This is a genomic window from Pseudomonas amygdali (assembly GCF_002699855.1).
Lineage (GTDB): Bacteria > Pseudomonadota > Gammaproteobacteria > Pseudomonadales > Pseudomonadaceae > Aquipseudomonas > Aquipseudomonas amygdali.
The window spans coordinates 1-23,201 of the sequence record NZ_LKBW01000262.1; the positions used below are offsets into that span (position 1 = coordinate 1).

At 60.5% G+C, this 23,201-nt stretch carries 23 protein-coding genes; 16 read left to right on the forward strand and 7 right to left on the reverse strand.

The genetic code is table 11. The features are described from left to right. The 5 genes from AO277_RS16285 to AO277_RS16305 form a co-directional block, all read right to left on the reverse strand. On the reverse strand, positions 1-390 hold a 390-nt coding region (locus tag AO277_RS16285; RefSeq protein WP_503434370.1), incomplete at its 3' end, for a DNA topoisomerase IB-related protein. 88 nt (positions 391-478) lie between these two features. Then, complete coding sequence (gene modC / locus AO277_RS16290) at positions 479-1,567, reverse strand: molybdenum ABC transporter ATP-binding protein (protein WP_002553424.1); 1,089 nt, start codon at positions 1,565-1,567, stop codon at positions 479-481. Between the two features lie 3 nt (positions 1,568-1,570). After that, the gene (modB, locus tag AO277_RS16295) at positions 1,571-2,251 is read right to left on the reverse strand and encodes a molybdate ABC transporter permease subunit (RefSeq protein ID WP_004665281.1); all 681 of its coding nucleotides are present in this window, start codon (positions 2,249-2,251) and stop codon (positions 1,571-1,573) included. Then, positions 2,252-3,019: a molybdate ABC transporter substrate-binding protein gene (modA, locus tag AO277_RS16300; protein WP_004667651.1), complete on the reverse strand. Its 768-nt coding sequence runs from the start codon at positions 3,017-3,019 to the stop codon at positions 2,252-2,254. It abuts the gene before it with no gap. Positions 3,020-3,120: 101 nt separating this feature from the next. Next, positions 3,121-4,200 carry an NAD(P)H-dependent flavin oxidoreductase gene (locus AO277_RS16305; RefSeq protein WP_044318334.1) on the reverse strand — a complete coding sequence of 360 codons (1,080 nt, stop codon included), beginning with the start codon at positions 4,198-4,200 and terminating at the stop codon, positions 3,121-3,123. 142 nt (positions 4,201-4,342) lie between these two features. Here AO277_RS16305 and acuR point away from each other — a divergent pair, with 142 nt between their 5' ends. Next, the gene (gene acuR, locus AO277_RS16310; RefSeq protein ID WP_044318335.1) at positions 4,343-4,978 is read left to right on the forward strand and encodes an acrylate utilization transcriptional regulator AcuR; all 636 of its coding nucleotides are present in this window, start codon (positions 4,343-4,345) and stop codon (positions 4,976-4,978) included. 50 nt (positions 4,979-5,028) lie between these two features. Further along, positions 5,029-6,012 carry an acrylyl-CoA reductase (NADPH) gene (gene acuI / locus AO277_RS16315; protein ID WP_044318336.1) on the forward strand — a complete coding sequence of 328 codons (984 nt, stop codon included), beginning with the start codon at positions 5,029-5,031 and terminating at the stop codon, positions 6,010-6,012. A 5-nt stretch (positions 6,013-6,017) separates the two neighbouring features. On the opposite strand, the gene AO277_RS16320 is transcribed toward acuI, so the two are convergent. Beyond that, positions 6,018-6,491, reverse strand: a complete 474-nt coding sequence (locus AO277_RS16320; protein ID WP_044318337.1) for an Xre family toxin-antitoxin system antitoxin — start codon at positions 6,489-6,491, stop codon at positions 6,018-6,020. A 232-nt stretch (positions 6,492-6,723) separates the two neighbouring features. On the opposite strand from AO277_RS16320, the gene AO277_RS16325 reads away from it, so the two are divergent. From AO277_RS16325 to AO277_RS16375, 11 genes are all read left to right on the forward strand, one after another. Further along, positions 6,724-7,689, forward strand: coding sequence for a site-specific integrase (locus AO277_RS16325; RefSeq protein WP_044318353.1), 966 nt, complete (start codon positions 6,724-6,726; stop codon positions 7,687-7,689). Positions 7,690-8,023: 334 nt separating this feature from the next. Then, positions 8,024-8,416 carry a cupin domain-containing protein gene (locus AO277_RS16330; protein ID WP_044318338.1) on the forward strand — a complete coding sequence of 131 codons (393 nt, stop codon included), beginning with the start codon at positions 8,024-8,026 and terminating at the stop codon, positions 8,414-8,416. After that, the gene (locus AO277_RS16335) at positions 8,409-9,908 is read left to right on the forward strand and encodes a methionine--tRNA ligase (protein ID WP_016981568.1); all 1,500 of its coding nucleotides are present in this window, start codon (positions 8,409-8,411) and stop codon (positions 9,906-9,908) included. The genes AO277_RS16330 and AO277_RS16335 overlap by 8 nt, the downstream gene beginning before the upstream one ends. A 13-nt stretch (positions 9,909-9,921) precedes the next feature. Further along, on the forward strand, positions 9,922-11,067 hold the full coding sequence (locus tag AO277_RS16340; protein WP_099259076.1) for an NAD(P)/FAD-dependent oxidoreductase: 1,146 nt from the start codon (positions 9,922-9,924) through the stop codon (positions 11,065-11,067). Continuing rightward, the gene (locus AO277_RS16345) at positions 11,064-12,041 is read left to right on the forward strand and encodes an ABC transporter substrate-binding protein (RefSeq protein WP_044318339.1); all 978 of its coding nucleotides are present in this window, start codon (positions 11,064-11,066) and stop codon (positions 12,039-12,041) included. The genes AO277_RS16340 and AO277_RS16345 overlap by 4 nt, the downstream gene beginning before the upstream one ends. Positions 12,042-12,095: 54 nt before the next feature. Next, the gene (locus AO277_RS16350; protein ID WP_044318340.1) at positions 12,096-13,415 is read left to right on the forward strand and encodes a lysine N(6)-hydroxylase/L-ornithine N(5)-oxygenase family protein; all 1,320 of its coding nucleotides are present in this window, start codon (positions 12,096-12,098) and stop codon (positions 13,413-13,415) included. Between the two features lie 5 nt (positions 13,416-13,420). Beyond that, entirely contained in the window at positions 13,421-15,604 is a 2,184-nt protein-coding gene (sbnB, locus tag AO277_RS16355) for a 2,3-diaminopropionate biosynthesis protein SbnB (protein ID WP_080899208.1), read from the forward strand. Further along, positions 15,604-17,352, forward strand: a complete 1,749-nt coding sequence (locus AO277_RS16360; RefSeq protein ID WP_031596890.1) for an FAD/NAD(P)-binding protein — start codon at positions 15,604-15,606, stop codon at positions 17,350-17,352. Before sbnB ends, AO277_RS16360 begins: the two co-directional genes overlap by 1 nt. Positions 17,353-17,379: 27 nt before the next feature. Then, the gene (locus AO277_RS16365; RefSeq protein ID WP_002553440.1) at positions 17,380-18,024 is read left to right on the forward strand and encodes a LysE family transporter; all 645 of its coding nucleotides are present in this window, start codon (positions 17,380-17,382) and stop codon (positions 18,022-18,024) included. A 24-nt stretch (positions 18,025-18,048) separates the two neighbouring features. Then, positions 18,049-19,203, forward strand: a complete 1,155-nt coding sequence (locus tag AO277_RS16370; protein WP_044318341.1) for an iron-containing alcohol dehydrogenase — start codon at positions 18,049-18,051, stop codon at positions 19,201-19,203. A 3-nt stretch (positions 19,204-19,206) separates the two neighbouring features. Continuing rightward, a complete protein-coding gene (locus AO277_RS16375) occupies positions 19,207-20,400 on the forward strand; it encodes a serine hydrolase domain-containing protein (protein WP_044318342.1) in 1,194 nt (397 codons plus the stop codon). On the opposite strand, the gene ftrA is transcribed toward AO277_RS16375, so the two are convergent. Then, positions 20,360-21,313, reverse strand: coding sequence for a transcriptional regulator FtrA (gene ftrA / locus AO277_RS16380; RefSeq protein ID WP_002553443.1), 954 nt, complete (start codon positions 21,311-21,313; stop codon positions 20,360-20,362). The two genes, AO277_RS16375 and ftrA, sit on opposite strands and share 41 nt — an antisense overlap. Positions 21,314-21,455: 142 nt before the next feature. On the opposite strand from ftrA, the gene AO277_RS16385 reads away from it, so the two are divergent. From AO277_RS16385 to AO277_RS16395, 3 genes are all read left to right on the forward strand, one after another. Next, a complete protein-coding gene (locus AO277_RS16385) occupies positions 21,456-22,061 on the forward strand; it encodes a DJ-1/PfpI family protein (RefSeq protein ID WP_005734627.1) in 606 nt (201 codons plus the stop codon). Between the two features lie 229 nt (positions 22,062-22,290). Beyond that, a complete protein-coding gene (locus AO277_RS16390; RefSeq protein WP_002553444.1) occupies positions 22,291-22,551 on the forward strand; it encodes a LysR family transcriptional regulator in 261 nt (86 codons plus the stop codon). Positions 22,552-22,586: 35 nt separating this feature from the next. After that, the gene (locus AO277_RS16395) at positions 22,587-23,156 is read left to right on the forward strand and encodes a LysR substrate-binding domain-containing protein (RefSeq protein ID WP_230848522.1); all 570 of its coding nucleotides are present in this window, start codon (positions 22,587-22,589) and stop codon (positions 23,154-23,156) included. Positions 23,157-23,201 lie beyond the last annotated feature (45 nt).

Genomic DNA, 23,201 nt, shown 5'->3' on the forward strand with positions numbered 1-23,201 from the left:
TTCGGTAGTTTTTTCATCGCTCCATCCTCTCAAAGGTTGGAGTCTCCGAGAAACCCGGGGCGGTTCAAACTCTATCAGGCGCGAGTATTTGTCCTGGTCGCGTATCTCGCGCCAGCGCGGGTGGTAGCGGTATTGTTTGCGGCCGCGTGCGTCACGTCCGGTAGCCTGCAGGTGGCCCATCGGGTCGGCACAGATCCACACATCGGTGTAGGCGGGCGGGACTGCCAGCGCGTTGATGCGCTTGATCTCCGACTCGTCCTTGATGCGTTTACCCTCGATGTTGAAGTAGGCGAATTTGCCGCGCAGTACCTTGCGCGTAAGGCCCTGCTGAGTGTCGTCTACATAATGCAGGTCACTGGCGGGCTGGCTGATGGCAGTCGAGTCAGGCATGGCTAATTTCCAAAGTCAGTTAAAAACACTGACCTCGGTCTTTTACCGTGGTGCCGTTTATTTGCTGACTGACCGGTTTTTCAGGGCATCAGGCCAGTACGGCAACCGCCTTGATCTGCGCCCAGAGCGACTGGCCTCTGTGCAGGTTCAACTGGTCACTGGAGTAGCGCGTGATGCGCGCGAGCAAAGGCGTGCCCCCGGCGTCCAGTTTCACCAGCACATGTGCCGAGTTGTCAGCCAGCGCTTCCTCCATCACCGTGACCGGCAAGCGGTTCAGAATGCTGCTTTGATCGTCGGGTTGCAGATTCAGGCTGACATCCCGGGCCTGAACCTTGACGCGCAGAAGGGTGCCGATCTGCATTTCGGCGTGTGCGACGCGCATGCACAATGTGCTGTCGGGCAGCGTCACACTCAGTAACTGGTAATGACGATCATAGGCGCTGACCGTGCCTTCAATGACCACGCCCGCATCGCCGCCCATGGCCAGTGGCAGGTCCAGCCGCGCCAGTGTTTCGCGAATCGGGCCGCTGGCCAGTACGTTGCCGGCTTCAAGCAGCACCAGATGATCTGCCAGGCGTGCAACCTCATCCTGAGCGTGGCTGACATACAGCATGGGGATGTCCAGCTCTCGATGCAGGCGTTCGAGGTACGGCAGGATTTCACTTTTGCGCCTGGCGTCCAGCGCTGCCAGAGGTTCATCGAGCAGCATCAGGCGCGGGCTGGTCAACAGTGCGCGTGCAATGCCCACGCGCTGACGCTCCCCACCGGACAGCTTGTCAGGACTGCGCTCCAGCAGATGGTCGATGCCGAGCAGTTCAGTGGCCTGCGGCAATTGAATGTTGCGCTGCTGACGCGGGATGCGTTTCATGCCGAATTCCAGATTGGCCCGCACGGACAGGTGCGGGAACAGGCTGGCTTCCTGAAATACATAGCCGATCGCCCGTTTGTGCGGAGCGAGGAAAGCGCCTTTTTCAGTGTCTTGCCAGACTTCATCATGAACACGAATGAAGCCCTGGCCAGCTTTTTCCAGCCCGGCAATGCAGCGCAGGCAGGTGGTCTTGCCCGAGCCCGAAGGCCCGAACAGTGCTGTGATGCCCGACCCCGGCAGGGTCAGGTCGGTACGCACGGTGAAATCCGGGTAGGTCATGTGCAGGCGGACTTCTATCGGTGAGGCCATGACTCAGCTCCATCCTGATTTGGATTTACCGCTGGAATACAGCGCCAACAGCACCAGGAAGGAGAACACCAGCATCGCTCCGGCCAGCCAGTGTGCTTGCAGGTACTCCATGGACTCGACGTGATCGAAAATCTGCACCGACACCACGCGGGTTTTCTCGGGAATGTTGCCGCCAATCATCAGCACCACGCCGAACTCGCCGACCGTGTGCGCGAATCCCAGAATCGCCCCAGTGATAAAGCCAGGCTTTGCCAGCGGCAGAATCACGCGGAAGAACGTGTCCCATGGACCCGCTCTCAACGTGGCTGCCACCTCCAGCGGACGGGTGCCAATGGCTGCAAACGCGTTCTGTAGCGGCTGGACGACGAAAGGCATCGAGTACAGGACCGAGCCGATCACCAGTCCGGCAAAGCTGAAAGTCAGCGTGCCCAGTCCCAGGCTCTGGGTGAGCTGGCCCACAGCTCCGTTGGGGCCAAGCAACAGCAGCAGATAAAAGCCGATGACTGTCGGCGGCAAAACCAGGGGCAGGGCGACGACCGCGCCAATCGGCCCCTTGAGCCATGAATCAGTGCGCGCCAGCCACAGCGCGATGGGCGTGCCGATGATCAACAGGATGACGGTGGTCAATGACGCCAGCTTCAGTGTCAGCCAGATCGCCGCGATGTCGGCACTTCCCAGTGGCATTTATAGCTGGTATCCGAAGGACTTGATGATGGCGGCGGCTTTCGGCCCTTTCAGGTACTCGACCAGCGCCTTGGCAGCGGCGTTGTCCTTGCCCTTGTTGAGGATGACGGCGTCTTGCTTGATCGGGTCATGCAGGGCGTCCGGCACGATCCAGGCCGACCCGCTGGTCAGTTTGCCGTCCTTGTAGATCTGCGACAGGGCCACAAAGCCAAGTTCCGCATTGCCGGTGGAAACGAACTGGTAGGCCTGAGTAATGCTCTGGCCCTCCACGATCTTGGCTTTGGTTGCGTCGGTCAGACCCAGTTTGCTCAGCACTTGCGTCGCTGCCAGACCATAAGGGGCAGCTTTTGGGTTGGCGATGGACAAGTGTTGATACTGATTGGCCTTGAGCACTTCGCCCTTGCTGTCTACATAACCGTCCTTGGCCGACCACAGCGCCAGGGTGCCCACCGCATACGTGAAACGCGAGCCCTTGACGGTGTCGCCTTCCTGCTCAAGCTTTGCCGGGGTGGTGTCGTCGGCCGACAGGAACACCTCGAAAGGGGCACCATTCTTGATCTGTGTGTAGAACTGACCGGTAGCGCCAAACGCGGCAACAAGCTTGTGGCCGGTGTCCTTCTCAAAGTCAGTGGCAATCGCCTGAATGGGCGCTGTGAAATTGGCTGCGACGGCGACCTGCACCTCGTCGGCAAACGCGTTGGCTGTAACTGATACGGCGAAGGCCAGGGCAGAGAACTTGAGAATGGCGCGCAGCGTGGTCGTTCGCATGGAACAGCTCCTTGATGATGAAAACGCACGCCGTCGAAATAAAGGCGTTTCGCTATATAGTTAAATATATAGCGATAGCCTGTTGTTCTGAAAGCACTGTTTTACCGGGGTGAGAGAATTTTCAGCGCGTTTTTAGCCAGTTGCCGAGTCAGTTCGGTCGCACCCAACTGATGTTTGATACCAACTGCCTGACCTGCCCAGAGGTTGGTAAAGTCACTGCTGCCCTGTTTTTCCGCTTGTGCGCGCAACGGCATCAAGGCACCGCCTGCCAGAGGGAACGCAGGGGCGAGTGAGCTGACGGGGCCAGCTTCGCGCATGATCCGGTTGACGATGCCGCGCGCCGGACGCCCGGTGAAGAGGTTGGTCAGCGCAGTCTGGCTGTCCGTTGCAGTGTGCAGCGCCTGGCGATGCAGTGCACTGACGCTGGCTTCAGGGCAGAACAGATACGCCGTACCTACCTGTACCGCCGAGGCACCCAGAACAAACGCCGCCGCAACCCCGCGACCATCTGCTATACCACCCGCAGCGATGACCGGAATGCGCACGGCGTCCACTATTTGCGGCACCAGCGCCAGAGTGCCGACCTGAGTGTGCAGTTGATCGCTGAGGAACAGGCCCCGATGACCACCGGCTTCGTAGCCCATGGCGATTACCGCATCGCAGCCATGCTGCTCCAGCCAGACGGCTTCCTCGACCGTGGTCGCCGATGAAATGATCTTTGCCCCGGTGGCTATGACCCGTTCCAGTAGCGCTCGCTCGGGAAGGCCGAAGTGGAAGCTCACCACCTCCGGCTTCAGGCGCTCGACCAGAGCACAGGTGGCGCTGTCGAAAGGGGCACGGTTGGAGACGGGCGTCGGTGCATCGAAATCGGCCCCCAACTCTTCGTAATAGGGTTTAAGTGCCTGTTTCCAATGCTCGGCGCGTTCGGCATCGTAGGCCGGAGCCTGATGGCAGAAGAAGTTCAGGTTCAGGGGCAGATTGCCGGTGTGTTGCCGAAAGGTGGTGACTTCCTGTTCGATTTGCTCAGGGGTCAGCATTGCGCAGGGCAGCGATGCCAGCCCGCCAGCCTTCGCGACAGCAATGGCCATTTGTGATCCGGTGGCTCCGGCCATAGGCGCTTGCAGCACCGGCAGCTCTATAGTTAACAGGTCAATAATGCGGGTGTCCGGCCATTGGCTCATGTGTTTCTCCGGCTTGTATTCGGGCAGTCATGCACAGGGCATTGAGCGCGAGAATAGCGTGAATGGCAAACGGCATTTCCGGCGCAACACATAGACCGCGCGGCGAGGTTGACATAAAAAACGATCGGTCTAATATTACTGCATGACACAAATACCTGTAAAAACCAGACGCCCCGGGCGGCCACCGAAAGTGGACCGCGACAACCTCGAAACCCGCGAGGCACTGTTGCGCCGCGGTCTGGAAGTGCTCACCGAGCAAAGCTTCTCGGCCACCGGGCTGGATTACATCCTCAAGGAAATCGGCATTCCCAAAGGCTCGTTCTATCACTACTTCACCAGCAAGGAAGCCTTCGGCCGGGCGGTACTGGATGAATACGCTCGCTATTTTGCACAGCGGTTGGACCACTGGCTGCTGGACGAAGCGCTTTCGCCACTGGAGCGACTGATGGGCTTTGTCCAAAGCGCCAAGAGCGGCATGGCGCGGCATGATTATCGACGCGGTTGCATGGTCGGCAATCTGGGCCAGGAAGTCGGTCTGTTGCCGGAGGGGTTTCGTGCCGTACTGGAGCAGACGCTGCTGGACTGGCAGTCAAAGCTGGCCTGCTGCCTCAGGGCCGCGCAGGCGCATGGTGAGTTGGCTAGAAGTGCAGATTGCGATGAATTGGCCGCGTTTTTCTGGATCGGCTGGGAAGGGGCGGTGCTCCGCGCCCGGCTGGTCAAAAGCGACACACCGCTGAACACGTTCATTGCCGGTTATCTTCGTGGTTTGCCGCAATGACTTTTTCTTCAGGGCTATTTAAAGACGATCAGTCTAAATTGGAGGCGCACATGTTCAAGGGCATTTTTATCGACAAGGACGATGCAGGTTATCGCGTCAATCTGACCGATATCGACGAAGCAAAGTTGCCTGCAGGTGACGTGACGATAAACGTGTCGCACAGCACGCTGAACTATAAGGATGCGCTGGCAATCACCGGCCAAAGCCCTATTGTGCGCAGCTTTCCAATGGTGCCGGGTATTGATCTGGCGGGTGCGGTGCAAGCCAGCGATACGCCTGAGTACAAGGTGGGCGACAAGGTTCTGCTCAATGGCTGGGGTGTTGGCGAAGGACACTGGGGCGGTCTGGCACAGAAGGCGCGGCTCAAGAGCGAATGGCTCATTCCATTGCCGGATGCTTTCACGCCCGCGCAGGCGATGGCCATTGGCACGGCGGGCTATACCGCAATGCTCAGCGTGCTGGCCCTTGAGAAGCACGGTTTGACACCCGACCACGGTGATGTGCTGGTGACCGGTGCCAATGGGGGAGTCGGCAGTTTAGCCATCGCTATTCTTGCCAGGCTTGGCTATCGGGTGATTGCCTCCACCGGGCGTGTTTCGGAAAGCGAATATTTGCATCAACTCGGCGCAGCGCAGGTCGTCGACCGGGCGACCCTGTCGCAGCCGGGGCGACCTTTGGTCAAGGAGCAATGGGCGGCGGCAATCGACTCTGTAGGTAGTCATACGCTGGCCAATGTGTGCGCCGGTATTCGTTATCGCGGCGTAGTCGCGGCCTGCGGTCTGGCGCAGGGTATGGAGTTTCCGGGCTCGGTTGCACCGTTCATTCTGCGCGGCGTCACTCTGGCTGGTATCGACAGCGTTACTCGCCCGCGCGCTGACCGGCTGGAAGCCTGGTCCAGGCTGGCGAGCGACCTGGATTTGGCGCTGCTGCCGCTGATCAGTCGTGAAGTTGGCTTGAGTGAAGTGATCGACATCGCGCCGCAATTGATCGCGGGTCAGATCCGTGGCCGGGTTGTGGTGGACACCGGGCGCTGAGTCGGTCAAAAAACGCTGGGTTCGCCCTTGTCACCTGACTGCGCATGTTCAAGTGCGCGATGCATCCGGGCGGTGCCGAGCCCGGTTTCGCATAATTGCAACGGGATGCAACCGCCAAGTGCTGCGTTGGGTGCCACCAGCCAGCGACCGGCGCGCTCGGGTGTTTCAAGCACGCGAAGGATGTGACTGGCGATCATTGCGAGGCGGTCCAGACGCTCCGAAGCCACGGGGTCCAATGGCTGTTTCTGGCGCTGGCGACGTTCCAGCGTTGAAATTGATGCATTGAACAGCGCCTCCATTTGCCGCGGGCCAAGGGCCAGCGCGTCGCGTACCGCGCGGATCCAGCCATGCGCAAGGCCTGCCTGAATGTTCGCCAGGCGTTCGGCCTCGCTGCGCTGACTGACCTGATGGGCCAGCAACCAGAAATGCGCAGCCGCGTCGCGACGGCCATGTGCTTTGCTAACGAGGGGCGGAATCAAGATACGTGCTTGCCTTGAGGGCCGGAAAAGTCGGCCAAGGCTATCTCAGACAGCGCGTCGTTCAAGCTGCAGGGTGTTACCGATGATTGCCGGCTGGGCTGAAGCTGCTGAGCTGAACGAGCCGCGCCAGAGGTGTCGCACCAGGGCCCTCGTGCTAAAGTCGGCTGCCTGAATATGAATGAAGAGCGCCGCAGCTGTTCGCGCGCTTGCACCAGAAAAGGCGTCGTTCCACATGCCGCAAGACCCTTGTACCGATCAGGACTCACGCATTGTCAGCCAGCCTTCGCTGCCCGACGTCAACAAGCCGCTGCGCCTCTATCTCGACCGCCTGGCACCCTCAAGCCGCCTGACCATGACTTACGTTTTGCAGGACGCGGCAGATCGTCTGGGCATGGCTGACGTCGATATTCATGACATTCCCTGGCACACCCTGCAGCCTGGCCACGTGACCGCACTGGTCGCGACGCTGCGTGAAGACGACTACGCGCCCAACACCACTTCGCTGTATGTGAACGCTATTCGCGGTGTGATGAACGAGGCCTGGCGGCACGACCTGATCAGCCACGAGCAATTATTGAAGATTCGCTCGATCAAACCGGTCAGCGGTACGCGTCTGGCCAAGGGCCGTAATATCCGCCGCACGCTGATTCGTGAATTGATGGAGGCCTGCGCTGCGGACCCCAGGCCGCAAGGGCGTCGCGACGCCGCAATCATTGCGATTCTGTACGGCTCTGGAATGCGCAAGTCCGAGTCGGTCAAGCTGGACCTGTCACAGATCGATTTCGCCGAACGCAGCCTGCGGGTGCTGGGCAAAGGCAACAAGCAGTTGATCAAATATGCCCCCGAGTGGGCGTTCAAGGCGCTGAACGACTGGCTGGAACTGCGCCGCTCGTGCCTGCAGCCGGGGCAGGGCGATGACCCTTTCCTGTTCAACCGGATTCGCCGCGGCAGCCATATCACTCGCGACAGAATCACCAAACACGCTATTTACTTCATCGCCAAGCAACGCGGGCGGCAGGTGGGGGTGAACATCATGCCCCACGATTTTCTGCGGTCGTTCATAACCAGGGTGATCGAAGAGTTCGATCTGTCGATTGCCCAGAAACTTGCGCACCACACGCATATTTCGACCACCGCGAGCTACGACATGCGCAGCGAGAACGAGCGCCGCAATGTGGTGGACGGGTTTGATCTTTAGGCAAAAAAAAGCCACCTCGCACAAGCGGGGTGGCTTAAAAGATCTAACCAAAGGAGTGATGAAGCAGAGCAGAGATTCACTGGCCTCGCGACGCGGATTCGCGAGGCCGGGAGATATGTTCGTTCATCGCCGACAACGGTAACACCGCCGCCCCTGATTCAATTATCAGCGTTATTGATACCCGTCATTGCCAAAAAACATATGACCCACACGTGTTTGCGTGGCCAGCCATCTGCAAAATCGATTTCTCACCTCCGAGCTATCCGGCAATTGGATAGCCAACAATTGGCAACAATTTCATGCTTTACCGGACTTGAAACGTACGGGACTGAGCATGGAAAAGTTCGATATACACCGTAAAACCCGCTTCGACTCATTGGTACACGAGTACGGGCTCGATGGCAGTCGTCTGTTGCCTTGGGAAGGCTACCCGATGCCGTTCGCTGGCGGCTGGTGCGTGGTCCGTCCGGGCACCAGCAGCGAAGCGCATACCCAGATCGATCAGGAAATCTTCATTGCCATCAAGGGCAGCGCCCGTCTGGTGGTCGGCGAAAAACAGATGGATTTCGCCGTGGGCGATATCGCCGCGATTCCGAAACACACCAATCATTACGTCATCAATGATTCCGCCGAGGACTTCCACTTCTATGTGGTGTGGTGGGACATGAACTACGTGAATGCTTTCGTGGCTCAGCACAGCGAAACCACGGGGTGCCTCGATGAGTAAGTACATCGTGACCATCACGCCGCCCACCCCGAATGGCGATTTGCACATAGGTCATATCGCCGGCCCGTTTCTGGCCGCTGACGTGTTCACCCGGGTCCAGCGCCAGCGCGGTCACGACTGTGTGCTGGTGTCCTATTCCGACGATTACCAGTCCTACATGCTGCGCAAAGGACTGGAGCAGGGCGTTGATCCGGTCGAGCTGGCCGGGCGTAATTCCGACCGCATCGAAGCGTCGCTGGCGGCGATCAACATCAAGCCCGACAACTGGATGCGTCCGCACAACAACCCATGGTTTGCCGAGGCGGTTGGCGAGGTGTTCAACGCGTTGCGTGAAGCGGGCTCGATCGAATTTCGCGATTCCAGCGAGCCGTACTGCCCTGATTGCGATGTGTGGGGCTACGAGGCATTTGCCCGAGGCAACTGCAATTACTGTGGGGCCGAGTCTGATGCCAGCCAGTGCGAGAACTGCGCTCAGGCCCCTGACGCCGAGTTGATGACCGGTCTGCACTGCAAATTGTGCAGGCAGCCGTCGCAATGGAAAAAGGCCCATCGTGCATTTCTGAAGCTGGCTGATTTCAAGCCGCACTTGCGTGATCGTCTGTTGGGCCAGCAATGGCGCAAGCCGCTCGACAACTGGTTGCGCGATACGCTGGAGCACTTGCATGACTGGGGCGTAACCCGTCCGGGCGACGGCGGGCTTGACCTGCAGGCCGACGGTTCGTGCCGGGTCCACACCTGGTTCATGGGGCTGGCGGGCTATATGGCGGCATTTCGTGAATATGCCGACAGTGTCGGGCGTCCGGAGCTGTTCCGTCAGTACTGGCAGTCGGGACAGGGCACGCTGGTGCATTTTCTTGGTTTTGACTGCGTGTTCAGCCACGCCATCGTCTACCCGGCGCAGCTGTCGGCGCTGCGCGATATCAAAGTTCGCCAGCGCTTCATGCCCAATCAGTTTCTGAAACTGGACGGCCTGAACCTGTCGACCAGCCGCAATCATGCGATCTGGGTCGGCGATCTGGCCCGTGAAGCCTGTGCCGACAGTGCGCGCCTGTATCTGGCAAGCATCGCACCCGAGCAAAGCGAAGGCGATTTTCGTCTGACGCATTTCCGCGCATGGCGGGAGCAGATATTCGACGAATTTTTTCCCGCGTTGCTGGACGCTGGAAAGCATCGAGATGACAACTGGTGGAGCGGTATCTGTGGGGCCGATGCCGGGCTGTTGGAAGCGTTACGCCTGCAATGGAGCAGGGCTGCAGAGCCTGCGCAGTTCTCTATGAAGGGCATGGCTCAGGTGCTGCTCGACGTCATCGCCATTGCTCGCGCACGTCTGGCCGAAGGTCGGCCCGTCAGCCATCTGGCGGCGTTCATCGCAGTGGCTGGCAAGGCGCTGATTCCGGAAATGTCAGCGCAGATCATGACCGCATTCGGACTGCCCGAAGCCCGGGTCAACGCCACGCTCATGAACGGCTCGGCCGCTGAATACTCCATCTGAACGGATGCACCACATGTTCATCGATTACGAGATAGCGGTCATCGGCGCCGGGATTACCGGCGCCAGTATCGCGGCGAAGCTGTGCAGCGCAGGTGTGTCGGTCGCTCTGATCGATAAGGGCGCAGCCGGCAGTCTGGGGGCGAGCGGTTATTCCGGCGGACTGGTTCGCCTGTACGACAGCGATCCATTGCTGATGGAGCTTGCGGCGTGGTCCATCAGCCTGATAGACGACGGCATTTTCGCGACCACTTACGCAAGCGCACTGCGACGTACCGGGGTGATCTACCGGACCGCCATGGACCAGCTGGATAATCTGTGCCGGGCTATCGAGCAGCACGGTAGCGAGCGCTACCCGATGCGTCTGCTGGCGGGCCGTGAACTCGATGGCGGTCGCTATCCGCACTGCCCGGCAGTTGAGCGGGTCAACCTGTTCGAACCTCGTGCCTGCGTCGGCAATGTACGTCAGGCTGTCGCTGCGCTGTGCCACGTGGTTCGTCAGCAAGGCTTGCTGCTGGAGCATCGCGAGATCAAAGCCATCGACTGTCGTGCTGCGGACCTCGTACACATCGACATGGGGGACGCTACATTGCGTTGTCGGGCCGTAGTGGTGGCTGCGGGTGCCTGGAGTCAGCATCTGGTGCCGCAGGCGGGGCTGGAAGCCCGTTCTATTCCCTTTGCCCGGGTACTGACTGACAGCGATTGGTCAATGCCGGTGATCGATGCGGTTACTCAGAGCTACGCTATACCGCTGACCCGCCATATCGTGCAGACCGGCTGCGGCAGTCGCGATAACAGCCTCTGGCCAGAGCATCTGGCACAGCCTGATGCGCGGCATGCCGAAGACGCCTGCAAGCGCATTGCCCGGCTGTGCGGTTCGGCAACCCACCCACGTGTGCTGGATGTGCTGCCGGGTTTCGACAGTTACAGCGCCGACGGTCGTCCGCTGCTGGGTTTCTGCGCCGAGTACAGCCCGGTTTATCTGGCCGCAGGCATGTCGGGACTGGGGTTCAAGTTTGCTCCTGGTGTTGCCGGTATCGCTTTCGAGCAACTGCGCAGTCATCTGGCAGGAAAGGACCGGCCGAGCCTCGGCTGGTNCTGGTCGGCATTGTCGCCACGCCGACACATGCCCGCTGCCAGTCTGGCGGGGATACAGCCATGACACCGCTCGCGTCACCTGTGCCGGGGCTGCGGGTCGGGGTCAGCGCACTGTTCGACCCCCACGACACGCCGCACGCGCGGACCTTCATGAGGGCGCTGGCCGTGGCGCGCAATTGCGTACCGGGGCTTGCGCGGGTGCAATGGCACTTTCTCGACGACGGAGCCAACGCCGTTCGCGGGGCCGAAGTGGCGCGGCAAATGATCGACTGGAAAGCCGATCTGGTCATCGGCCATTTCTCTTCGGACGCAGCCGTCAGCGCCGCCGCGCTGTATCGGCAAGCCGGTATCGCGCTGCTGACACCGGCAGCAACGATAGATTGCCTGACGCTTGCGCATCCCAACGTCTTTCGCTTTTGCCCTTCGGACCGGCAACTGGCGGGGGACCTGGTGAACTGGCTGGCGAGCCGTCAATGGCACCGCGTGCATGTCCAGTCTGATGACAGCGCTCACGGTCAGGCCTTGTGCGTTGCTATCTGCGAAGCGCTGGTACGCGCCGGATTGCTGCGCGTCGAAGAGCCTGAGCACGCCGATGTCGAGGTATTTGCCGGCCGCCTCAAGCCCAGTCGTGAACACTGGCAGGCGCGACGACAGGCCGGGAGTAACCGCCCGCTGGTGCTGACTGACGACGCTGCCTCGCCGTATCTGGGCTGCGCAGAGGACCAGCGTGGCAAGACGTTCGTCATCGGTTTCGGGACTCCTGACCACCCAGGAAATGGCTGCCATGCCAGCGCGCTGCACCAAACGTTTTTCGCTGCCGAGCCACACACCTACTTTCGCGAAAGCCTGCTGATGCTTTACGTGCTGGCCGAACTGGCCAACGGCCGTCTTTACGCCGGGCAACTGCTGAATGCGTTGCAGCACACCACCTTCAACACACCGCTGGGCGCAGTCAGCTTTGATCGGGGCGAGCTGCCAGGCGCGATGACCTGCGTCTGGACCCCGGGCCCCACAGGACTGACCCCCGTCACCCGATAGCCGCAAGAAAAACCAAGAACATCGCTTCACGCCAACTCTAAGGACAGGAACTTCATGGGTAACTCGACACCACACACGTTGCACTCGGACGCCGTCTGTATCGGCTTTGGTCCAGCCGGCATCGCGCTGGCCTGTGCTTTTGAAGACGCACGGGAGGCCAATGAACCGCTCGGCGCGCTGTCCATCCGCTATCTGGAAGCTGCGCAAGACAGCCAATGGCACCGCGAACTGTTGCTGGCCGGGACTGACATCAACCATCACGTATTTCGCGACCTGGTGACGCCGCGCAACCCGCGCAGCCGCTTTTCCTTCGCCATGTACCTCAAGGAACAGGGGCGGATGTTCGATTTCGGCCTGCTGGGCCGTCCCGCCAGTCGCCATGAATGGTCGGATTATCTGGCCTGGGTTTCCAGGCAAGTGGACAGCCAGACCTGCTTCAACACGCCGGTCACCGGGATTGACCCTGTGCTGCGCAACGGTCGTTTGCACGAAGTACGGGTCTGCACGCCGCAAACCTGCTTCACGACGCGCAATGTCGTGCTGTCCAGCGGCAGCGCACCGCGCATTCCACACGCGTTCGAGGCGCTGCTTGGCCCGACGCTGTTTCACACGTCGCAGTTTCTGACCCGCCTGCAAGCCTTTGGCGAACACTTGCCCAAGCGCTGGCTGGTGCTGGGCTCGGGGCAGAGCGCCAGTGAGTCGGTGCTGGAACTGGTCAGCCGCGATCCTGCTATCGAAGTGCAGTCAGTGCATCGCTCTGCCGGTTTCAAGCTCACTCAACTGGGGCAGTTCCCCAACCGGGTGTTTGCCCCGGATCACGTTGATTACTTCCATAGCCTGAGCTCCGCAGCGCGGCAGCGCTTTCTCAACTGGAGCCGTTCGACCAACTACGCCGGGATCGACCCGGATGAAAGTCAGAAGCTGTTTTCGCTGATCTACGAGGACTCCATCGCCGGACGCAAGCGTCTGCAGACCCATGCCTACAGCCTGATCAGTGCCATCGAGCACAGCGCCGAGGGCTACCGGATCGAGTTGACCGACACCTTCAGCCAGCGCACCCAGGTGCTGGAAGTCGATGCCGTTGTGCTCGGCACCGGTTATCAGCAGTACCTGATACCGCCGTTATTGAGTGGTTTGCAGCCATGGCTCAAGGCCGATCTGGATGGCGGCCTGCTGATTGATCGGGATTACCGCGTCGCCATGCAGGGCGAGTGCGACGTGAATATCTGGGTCAACGGTCTTTCCGAACGCAGTCACGGAATCAGCGACAGCCAGTCGTTCTCGCTGATGGCGCTACGCGCCGAGCGTATCGCCAATGCGCTTGAGCGGGCGGTAGAACCGGCAGCCGAACCTTTGCTGGCACAGTGGAAGTGACCCTTATGTACGACTCTATTTGCGACATCGTTCACGATCAGACCTTCCTCAAGGTGTCTGGCCTGGGCGCAGACTTTTTCCTGAAAATGGAATCACTCAACCCGGCTGGCTCGATCAAGCTCAAAACCGCCGTAGGCCTGATCAATGACCTTCAGAGTCGGGGTTTGCTGGGCCCTGACACGATTCTGATCGAATCTTCGTCGGGCAACCTTGGCGTGGCGCTGGCGATGATCTGCGCTGAGCGGGCGATACCCTTTACCTGCGTGGTTGACCCCAACAGCTCCAGCCATAACGTCCGCATGATGCGCAGCTATGGCGCCGAGGTGATTCAGGTTCAGGCCCCGGACGCCAACGGCGGGTTTCTGGGAACACGCATTGCGCTGATCCGGGAAAAGCTCGCCAGCGACCCGCGATACGTCTGGCTCAATCAATACGAGAATGCGGCCAACCCGCGTGCTCACGCCCGGACTACGGCACGCTCGATCAGCCAGCACTTTGGTCATGTCGACTATCTGTTCGTCGGTGCCGGGACCACCGGCACGCTGATGGGTTGTGTCCAGCATTTTCAGCGGCATCACCCGAGCACCAGAATCATTGCCGTCGACAGCGTCGGTTCGGTGACCTTTGGCACTCCGGCCAGCCGTCGCTTCATACCGGGGCTGGGTACCAGCCAGCATCCGCCGATCTTCAAGGCTGATGGTATTTACGCGCTGGAGATGGTTCCGGAATCCCGTACCGTCGCCATGTGTCGCATTCTGGCGCGCAGCAAGGGCTTGCTGGTTGGCGGGTCCACCGCGACGGTGATCGCCGCGGTACATGCCTGGCGCGAGCGCATCGAGCCGGGTTCGGTGGTCGTGGCATTGTCGCCAGACTGGGGCGAGCGCTATCTGGACACCCTCTACGATGACCAGTGGGTCGAGCAGCGTTTTGGCCGTGAAGTGCTGAACATGACCCTGGCGGATCTTTCCTCACCAGAGGCTGCAACATTTCCGGGAAGCGTGAAAACGCCTTCGCGAGCAAGCTCGCTCCCACAGGATGTGTGTGAATCTGTTGTATGCACGTGCGCAAGCCCTTGTGGGAGCGAGCTTGCTCGCGAAAGCGGTGGGTCGGCGACAGCGCCTTCGGGTGCAGGTGCGCTTGCGCAGGAGCAGTGTTCAACCTTCTGGCTGGCTGCCGAGCGCCTGAAGCAGGCGGCGTTTCATGTGGTCGATGGCGAAGTGGTCGCGCGCCTGCTGGCGGCTGATCCGCTGGCTTGCATCGAGGATGTGCAGGCAGCTTATCTGGCCCACGAGGCCGGGCGCACGATCAACCCCGACAGTTACTTTCTGCGTTTTCCCGAGGCACCGGCCAATCGGATCATTGCCTTGCCCGCCAGCCTGTCCGGCGAGCAGGCAGTCAGTGGCATCAAATGGATATCCAGTTTTCCGGGCAATATCGAAATGGGCCTGCAACGCGCCTCGGCTGTGCTGATCCTCAATGACCCGCTCACCGGCTATGCGTTTGCCTGTCTGGAAGCCTCACGCATCAGCGCCATGCGCACGGCGGCCTCGGCGGTGCTCGGTGCGCGCTGGATGAACCGCCATCAGCGCCACGTCGGACGAATGGCGTTCATCGGTGCCGGTTTCATCGCCCGAACCATCCTCGACATGTTCGTCAGCGATGGCTGGACGATGGACGCAATAACCGTCTTCGATCAACACGACGACTCGGCATTGGCGTTGGTCCGGCATGCCGCCAGTCGACATCAGTTGAACAGCCAGCCCAGCGACTTGCCGACCGCCTTGCAGGCTGATGTGGTGGTGTTCGCTACCACCGCGCCGCGCCCTTATGTGCTGGAACCACTGCTTCGGCCAGGGCAACTGCTGCTGAACATTTCGTTGCGTGACCTGGGCCCGGACGTCATTGCGCAGGCCAATAACATTCTTGATGACGTTGAGCACTGCCTCAAGGCTCAGACTTCTCCTGATCTCGCCGTGCAGCAGTATCAGGACCGATCGTTCATCACCGGGACGCTGGCGCAACTGATGACCGGGCAGGTGGAACTGAGCCCGGATCGAGCCTCGATCTTCTCGCCATTCGGTCTCGGCGTACTGGACCTTGCCGTAGGCCAGCGCGTGTATCGCCAGGCAGTAGCCGAAGGCAGTGCGTTGCCGGTGCCGACGTTCTTCTTTGAGTCGAAGCGCTGGTGATGGCCATGCAGACACATACCGTCGCGATTATCGGCCTGGGCTCGCGTGGTTTGAGCGTTCTGGAGCAGCTGATCGGCCTGAGTCGCCATGCCGGTCGGCCGTCGCTGAATATCGAAGTGTTCGACCCGCAACCGCCCGGCAGCGGGCTGCACCATGCGCAGCAGGCGGATTACCTGATGCTCAACACCATGGCCGGCCAGTTATCCGCGTTTTCTTCCGCATTCCCGGCGTGTGCGCCGCCGGGTCCGACCTTTCTGCAATGGTGCCTCAGCCAGGATGTGCGCCTTGACGAGCGCGGCCATGTCAGCACGGACGGGCAGGGCAGAGCGGTGGCGTTTGGCGACTTTTTGCCGCGTGCATTGCTCGGGCGCTACTTGCAGGACAGCTATCGCCTGCTCCTGCAGTGCTGCCCGGCGCATGTGCAGGTGCGCTATCACGCCGAGCAGGTCATGACCTGTGGGCCGCTATTGGAAGCCCCCGGCTTCAGGTTGCACACCCGAAGTCAGGAGATGGATGTCGATGCCGTGTTCCTCACCAGCGGGCATGCCTTTAAAACCGGCGTGCAACTGGAGGTCGGCGATACGGTGGCCATTGAGGGACTGGGACTGACCGCGATGGACACACTGGCCCGCCTGACTCAAGGGCGCGGCGGGCGCTACGTGCGGGATGGAGGCTTTGCAGGTTGGAGATATCTGCCGTCCGGCCGCGAGCCCAAGGTGTTCCTGTACTCGCGCACAGGGCTGCCGTTTCATGCACGGCCGCAATGGAATGCCTGCAGCCAGCCCCCCTTGCCGAGGCTGTTCTTCACCGCTGCCGCCATAGCCCGTTTGCGCGAGCAAAAGGAGGGCGGGCAACTCGACTTTCGGGCCGATGTGCTGCCGCTGATCAAGGATGAAATGCGCGCCGTATTTTATCAGGCCAGGGTCCGGCTCGATGCGCCAGCGCAGTTGGCATCGGTGCAGCGTCTGCTGAGCGAGTCAACCGCCACACCGGCAGCGTTTGAGCGGCTGGCCGAGCTGTGGGGTGAATTTGACCCTGAGCAATGGCTGTTGACCCAACGCTGGTCGGGTGCGCAAGGCGCGTATGGCCAATGGTTCGTCGACTGGATCAAACGGGACCTGGCGCTGAGTCGCCTGGGCACGGCAGGCAGTCCGATCTGCCAGGCACTGGAGGTCTGGCGAGATTATCGCGACCTGTTGCGCCTGATCGCAGATCGCAACGGCCTGACTGAATCGTCGACCCTGGAGTTTTATGGCACATGGGCCGGGTTGAGCAACCGGCTGGTCGGCGGGCCGCAAAAGGAGCGCCAGGAAGATCTGCTGGCGCTGATCGAGGCTGGCGTCGTGACGATCCTGCCGCCGATGGACGATGTGCAAAGGGCCGATTTTCGCCCCGACAGCATGATTGGCGCGCGGGTCGCCCACGGCGGTCTGTCGGGCAATGGCCCGGGGCTGATCAGTGATTTGTACGAGCAAGGGCTGATTCGCGCTGCGCACGCCTGGCCTGCCGACGGTATTGAAACCGATGAGTCTGCTCGTGCCATTGGCCGCGATGGTTCTGTGCAGCAGCGGCTCTGGGTTCTGGGGCCGGCCGTAGAAGGCTGCACCTTTTACAACCACTACGTGCCCACGCCTGACCCGACCTGCCATGCACTGATCGAAGCGCGCAGGGCGGTCGAGTCATGCCTGGAGACGCTGGGAAAGCACACTTCAAGTAGCATCACATTCAAGTTTAATAAAGCTGTTTAACTTATTAATTAAAAAGGAATTACTGATATGTATGAAGTCACTTTACTGACCGCGCTGGCGGGGGCGTTCATCGTGCTGATCATCAGTCCCGGCCCGAACTTCCTGGTAATCACCCAGCTCTCGTTCAGCCAGTCACGGCAGCAGGGCATTTGTGCCGGGCTGGGGGTCGCCTCGGGCAGCATTCTCTGGGCCTTGCTGGCAGCCACCGGGTTAGGGCTTGTGTTTCAGCAGTTGCCGTGGCTGCAGCCGGCGTTGCAATTGCTGGGCGGCGCTTACCTGACATGGCTCGGCGCCAAGAGCCTGCGCAGTGCTGGCAGCCAGCCCAAACCGAGGGACATCGGTGCGCTGGGCATCGGTAGCCTGAGCCGCGCCTATCGGTTTGGCCTGCTGACTAACCTGACCAATCCCAAGGCGTTGGCGTTCTACACCAGCGTGTTCACCACCGTGACCACGCCGGGCATGCCGATGTGGGTGCGCACTGCGGGTGTATCGATCATCGCGGTGCTGGCAATTTCCTGGTTCGTGCTGCTGGCCACGTTGTTTTCGATCCCTGCCGTGCAGGTGCGCTATCAACGGATGAAAAAGGCCATCGATATCGTCACCGGTCTTTTCATGATCGCCTTCGGTCTGCGCCTGCTGATCGGTTTGCTGCCCGCCAACTTCTTTTACTGAAATAACCTGCAAGGGACTACGTACATGCACAGCAACGACTGGCACTACCCGACTTCAATCCGTGCAGGCGCTGGACGCGTCAATGAACTGGTCGACGCCTGCCGGAAGACCGGCATAAAACGGCCGTTACTGATTACCGACAGCTTTCTCGGCAGCACCGATATGATCGCCAGCGCCGTGGAGGATTGCCGCAGCCAATTAGGCCATTGCGGCCTGTTTGACCGAGTCAAGGGTAACCCCACCGGCACCAACGTCGCCGAGGGCCTGCACGCCTACAGAACCGGTGGCTACGACGGCGTCATCGCGTTTGGCGGCGGCTCGGCGCTGGACGCTGCCAAAGCGGTGGCGCTGATGTCAGGCCAGACCCGCCCGTTGTGGGATTTCGAAGACATCGGCCAGAACCACCTGCGCGCCGATCCAGACGGTATTGCGCCAGTAGTTGCGCTGCCGACGACGGCTGGCACCGGCTCTGAAGTGGGGCGTGCGTCGGTGATTACCGATGAACAGGCACAGGTCAAGCGCACCATCCTGCACATTCGCATGATGCCGCGCATCGCGATTCTGGATGCCACGCTGCCCCTGAACCTGCCAACGCACCTGACTGCCGCGACGGGTGCGGACGCCTTGACTCACTGCATGGAATCCTGGTGTTCACCGGCCTGGCACCCGATGGCCGAAGCGGTGTCGGTCAAGGGCATGCAGATGATCAAGGGATATTTGCCTCGGGTTGTTGCTGATGGTCAGGACCTGGAGGCGCGGCAGCAGATGCTGGTGGCCTCCAGCCTGGGTGCCGCCGCGTTTCAGCGCGGTCTGGGCGGCGTACACGCGATTGCTCAGAGCCTTGGGGCGCTCTACGACCAGCATCATGGCTTACTGAACGCGATTCTGCTGCCCTACGTGCTGGAGGCCAATCGCTCGGTGCTGCTGAAGCAAATGGATGATCTGGCGGTTTACCTGCGGTTGCCCACGCCCGGTTTTACCGGGGTAATGGACTGGTTACTGGCGCTACGCGAGCAGATCGGCATTGCGCATACGCTGGGCGAAATAGGTATCGACGATCGCGACGCCGAGCGGGTCGGACGCATGGCATTTGCCGACGGCTGCTCGCACACCAATCCGATTCGTCATTCGGCCGAGGCGTATGCGCAGATCTTCAGCCGTGCAGTGAAGGGCCTGTGAGCGATGATTGCCTTGAATGAGCCCGCCGTGCAGCGTGTCGATAAGGTCTGGCAACGCTTCATCGACCAGCGTCGGATCGTTGGCGGGGTGCTGTTGCTGGCCCGGCAGGGACGCCTGGTTTACGCCAGCGCACTCGGCTGGGCAGATCGCGAGCAACAGATTCCGGTCACTCGCAGTACGCGCTTTCGTCTGGCGTCACTGACCAAGCTGTTGACCTCGGTGCTGGTGTTGCGGCTCTGCGAACTGGGCACCCTGAACCTGCAAGCCTCGGTAACGGACTGGCTGCCAGCCTTTCGCCCACGGCTGGTCAGCGGCCGTGAGCCTGTCATCACACTGCAGCATTTGCTGTCGCACACTTGCGGCTTGAGCTACGGCTTCGAACAAACGCCCGGTAATGCCTATGAGCGGGCAGGGGTGTCGGACGGGCTGGATTGGGTGCCGTTCGATCTACCGGAAAACCTGACCCGGTTGGCGCGCCTGCCACTGTTGTTTGAGCCGGGTAGCGCCTGGGGTTACTCGTTGGGCACTGATGTGCTGGGCGCAGTGATTGAACAGGCCACCGGCATGCCGTTGTCAGAGGCTGTTGCCAAGTGGGTCACCCTGCCTTTACGCATGGATGCGACTTCCTTCAGGCACGACCAGCAACTAACGCTGGCCAGCGCCTACAAGGACAGTGTCAACGGCCCGCAGCGTATCGGTGCCAATGATGTGTTGTTGCTCGACAGCGGACAGGCGCTGTTGTCGTCGGCTCGGGCTCGCGACGCTGGCGCATATGAATCTGGCGGGGCAGGCATGCTGGGCACGGCTGATGACTATCTTCGGCTGCTTGAGTGCCTGCGTCTGGGGGGCGCGCCGTTATTGAGCGCCGTCAGTACCGAGCGCTTGCTGAATAACGCGATTGGAAGCATAACCATTGCCAGTCGGGGGCCTGGCTGGAAGTTCGGCCTGGGGCCGATGATCCTTGCCGATCCCGCTGCGGTGCGGGGGCAGCAACAGGGTGTCGGGACCTGGTCGTGGTGCGGCTTGTATGGCAGTCATTACTGGGTTGATCCGGTTTCTGCGCTCAGCATGGTCGTCCTGACCAACACGGCTGTTGCGGGCGCGTGGGGTGAGTTTGCCGATACGCTTGTCGATGCGGTCTACGCCAGGCCCGAGGTCACGCCCGGGCAAACTGCTTGCGATAGCTGCTCGGGCTGATGCCCACCAGATTGCGGAAGTGTCGGCGAAAAGACTCTTCGGAGCCGAAACCGGCGCGGTCCACCACTTCGTTGAGACGCAGCTTCGAGGATTCCAGCAATTCCTTGGCGTAGGCAATGCGCTCGCCGAGCAGCCAGTCGTAAGGCGTAAGGCCGGTACTTTCCATAAAGCTGCGGTGCAAGGTGCGGGTACTGAGCGCCGCCCTTGAGGCCATTTCCTTGATGGTGTGAGGGCGCTGCAGATCGCTGCGGATCCAGTCCATCAGGTTGGAAATCGGCCCGTCGCTGGCCGACACCAGTTGCCGGGACGCATATTGCGATTGCCCGCCTTCGCGATGAGGCGGGATGACCATGCGCTGCGCCACCATGTTGGCAACGCGCGAGCCGTGATCGTTGCGCACCAGGTGCAGCATCATGTCCAGCCCTGCGGCCGAGCCCGCAGCTGTCACGATAGTGCCTTGGTCCACATACAGTTCGTTGGGTTGAATGGTCAGGCCCGGATACATGGTTGCCAGCAGGTCGGTGTAGCGCCAGTGGGTGGTGACCTTGTGCCCGTCGAGCAAACCGGCCGCGGCCAGAACGAAAGCGCCTGTACAGATCGAGCAGATCCGCGCGCCGCGTGCATGAGCAGCCTGGAGCTGTTCGATGAGCCGCTGCGGAACTGCGGACTCCACTCCGCGCCAGCCTGGCACGATGATTGTATCGGCATTCTCCAGCAGCACTTCGCCAGGCGTTGGCACGATGGTAATGCCCCCGGCGGCGGTGATCGGCCCATCGTCGACCGGGAAGGTCGCGAATTCGTACCAGTTGACCCCCAGTTCAGGTCTTTTCAGCGCAAATACTTCGACCGTGCAGCCAAATTCGAAGGTGCACAACTGGTTGTAGATGAGTGCGACAACGAGATGATTTTTCATGGCGCGATGTTACCGGATATTGGCATTTCAGCCAGTAGTTTGGCGTGATGCTACTGGGTAATCTGCACCCTGTCACCGCTTGAAACTGCTTAAACCTTAATATGATGCAAGTGGTCTGCCATGCAGGCCCTGGAGCCAACTCGTGCCACTCAATATCGGTATCTACGTTTATGACGACGTCGAGGTTCTCGACTTCGCTGGCCCCTACGAAGTGTTCACCACCGCAACACGCATGCATGCTCGCAACAGCCGCGATGACCGGCAGTTGTTCAATGTGTTCACCATCGGGCGCAGCACTGCACCAGTGCGTGCCCGCGCCGGGCTCAAGGTCGATCCGGACTTTTCGATCAACGACCATCCGGCCATCGACTGCCTGATCGTCCCGGGCGGGGTCGTGACTGCCGAACTGGAAAAACCCGACGTGATTCACTGGATCAGCGATCAGTCAGAACCCGGGCGCGTTGTGGCTGCCGTGTGCACCGGTGCTTTTCTGTTGGCCAGGACCGGCAAGCTGGCAGGCAAGCAAGTAACCACGCACTGGGAAGACATTGACGACCTCAAGGAAATGTTCCCTTCGGTAGACGTGCTCAGCACCCTGCGCTGGGTCGACGAGGGCTCATTTGTGACATCGGCAGGTATCTCCGCCGGTATCGACATGAGTCTTCACCTGGTAGAGCGCCTGCACAGTCGTGAATTGGCCGAACGCACGGCGCTGCAAATGGATTTCGACTGGACCGAGAACGACTGAGCCACTCAGTTCCGCTGCGGATACCCCTGAAGACGCCGTGCACCCGAAATGTGCATAGCCACGCCTTCAACCTGATAGCCAGCGTTCGCTTTACCCCCGCTTGAGACATTTATTCGAACGGCCGATATCCCGGCCAGTTCGGTGTTTCAGCGGGGGTTTCCTGTATTCCCGAGCCTTCGGCTCAGCGGCAGGGCCGCACCCACCTTTGCAAAACCAGAGTGCAGGACACATGAAAACCCATTTCTTCAAAGTCGTTCAAACCGTTGCCCAGCACGGTTCGTTCTCGGAGGCCGCAGCCATTCTGGGCTGCAGCCAGTCGAACATCAGCTATGCCATCAAGGAAGTCGAAGACTTCTTTGAAAAACGCCTGTTCATTCGCAGCCGTACGGGCTGCACCCTCACCCCTGAAGGCAAGGTCATCAACCAGACCCTCGGAAACATCATGGCCACACTCGAACAACTAAAAAAAATGGGGTCAGCGGCAGCGTAACCATTCATTACCACTCGCATATCCTCGAGACCAGCCTGAGCGCCTCGCTGGACTTTCTCGCCCATCACTACCCCGATATTCACTTGAACGTGCTGCACCGCTCCGAACAAAACCCATCGCTGGACGCGTTGATAAAGGAAGTAGCCGACATCCTCATCCTGCCCGGTACTGTCCTGAATGAGCATTATCTCGAGCATCATTGCTGGTCGGACCATTACGTGCTGGTGGCGGCGCGCAGCAAACAGGCAACGCCGCAAAGCTTCGCCGAGCTTTCGCAGGTGTCACGTTACGTGGCCTGGCGGCATCCCGGGGTCGAGCGTTTGCACCAGCAGCTGGCATCGGCGCAGGTGCGGCTCAGTCAACGCGGCGAACTGACCTGTCTGGACACACTTCTGGATCTGGTCGCCAAGCGCCATTGCATTTCGATTCTGCCCAGGGCGTTGTTGAACGGGCGCTTCCGTGAGCTGGAGTCGATTCCGCTGCCGCTGACCGTGATGCGGCACATCAGTGTGGTGGCGCGGCCGGCCTCGCTGCTTTCCAATGCCGCCAATGCGGTGATTCAGGCACTGAAAAAGCCTCCTGTTGCCATCCCTCAACCTTATTGATGCCGCAAAACTTCGTCATAGCACGGTCGGCGAGCGTCAGACCGC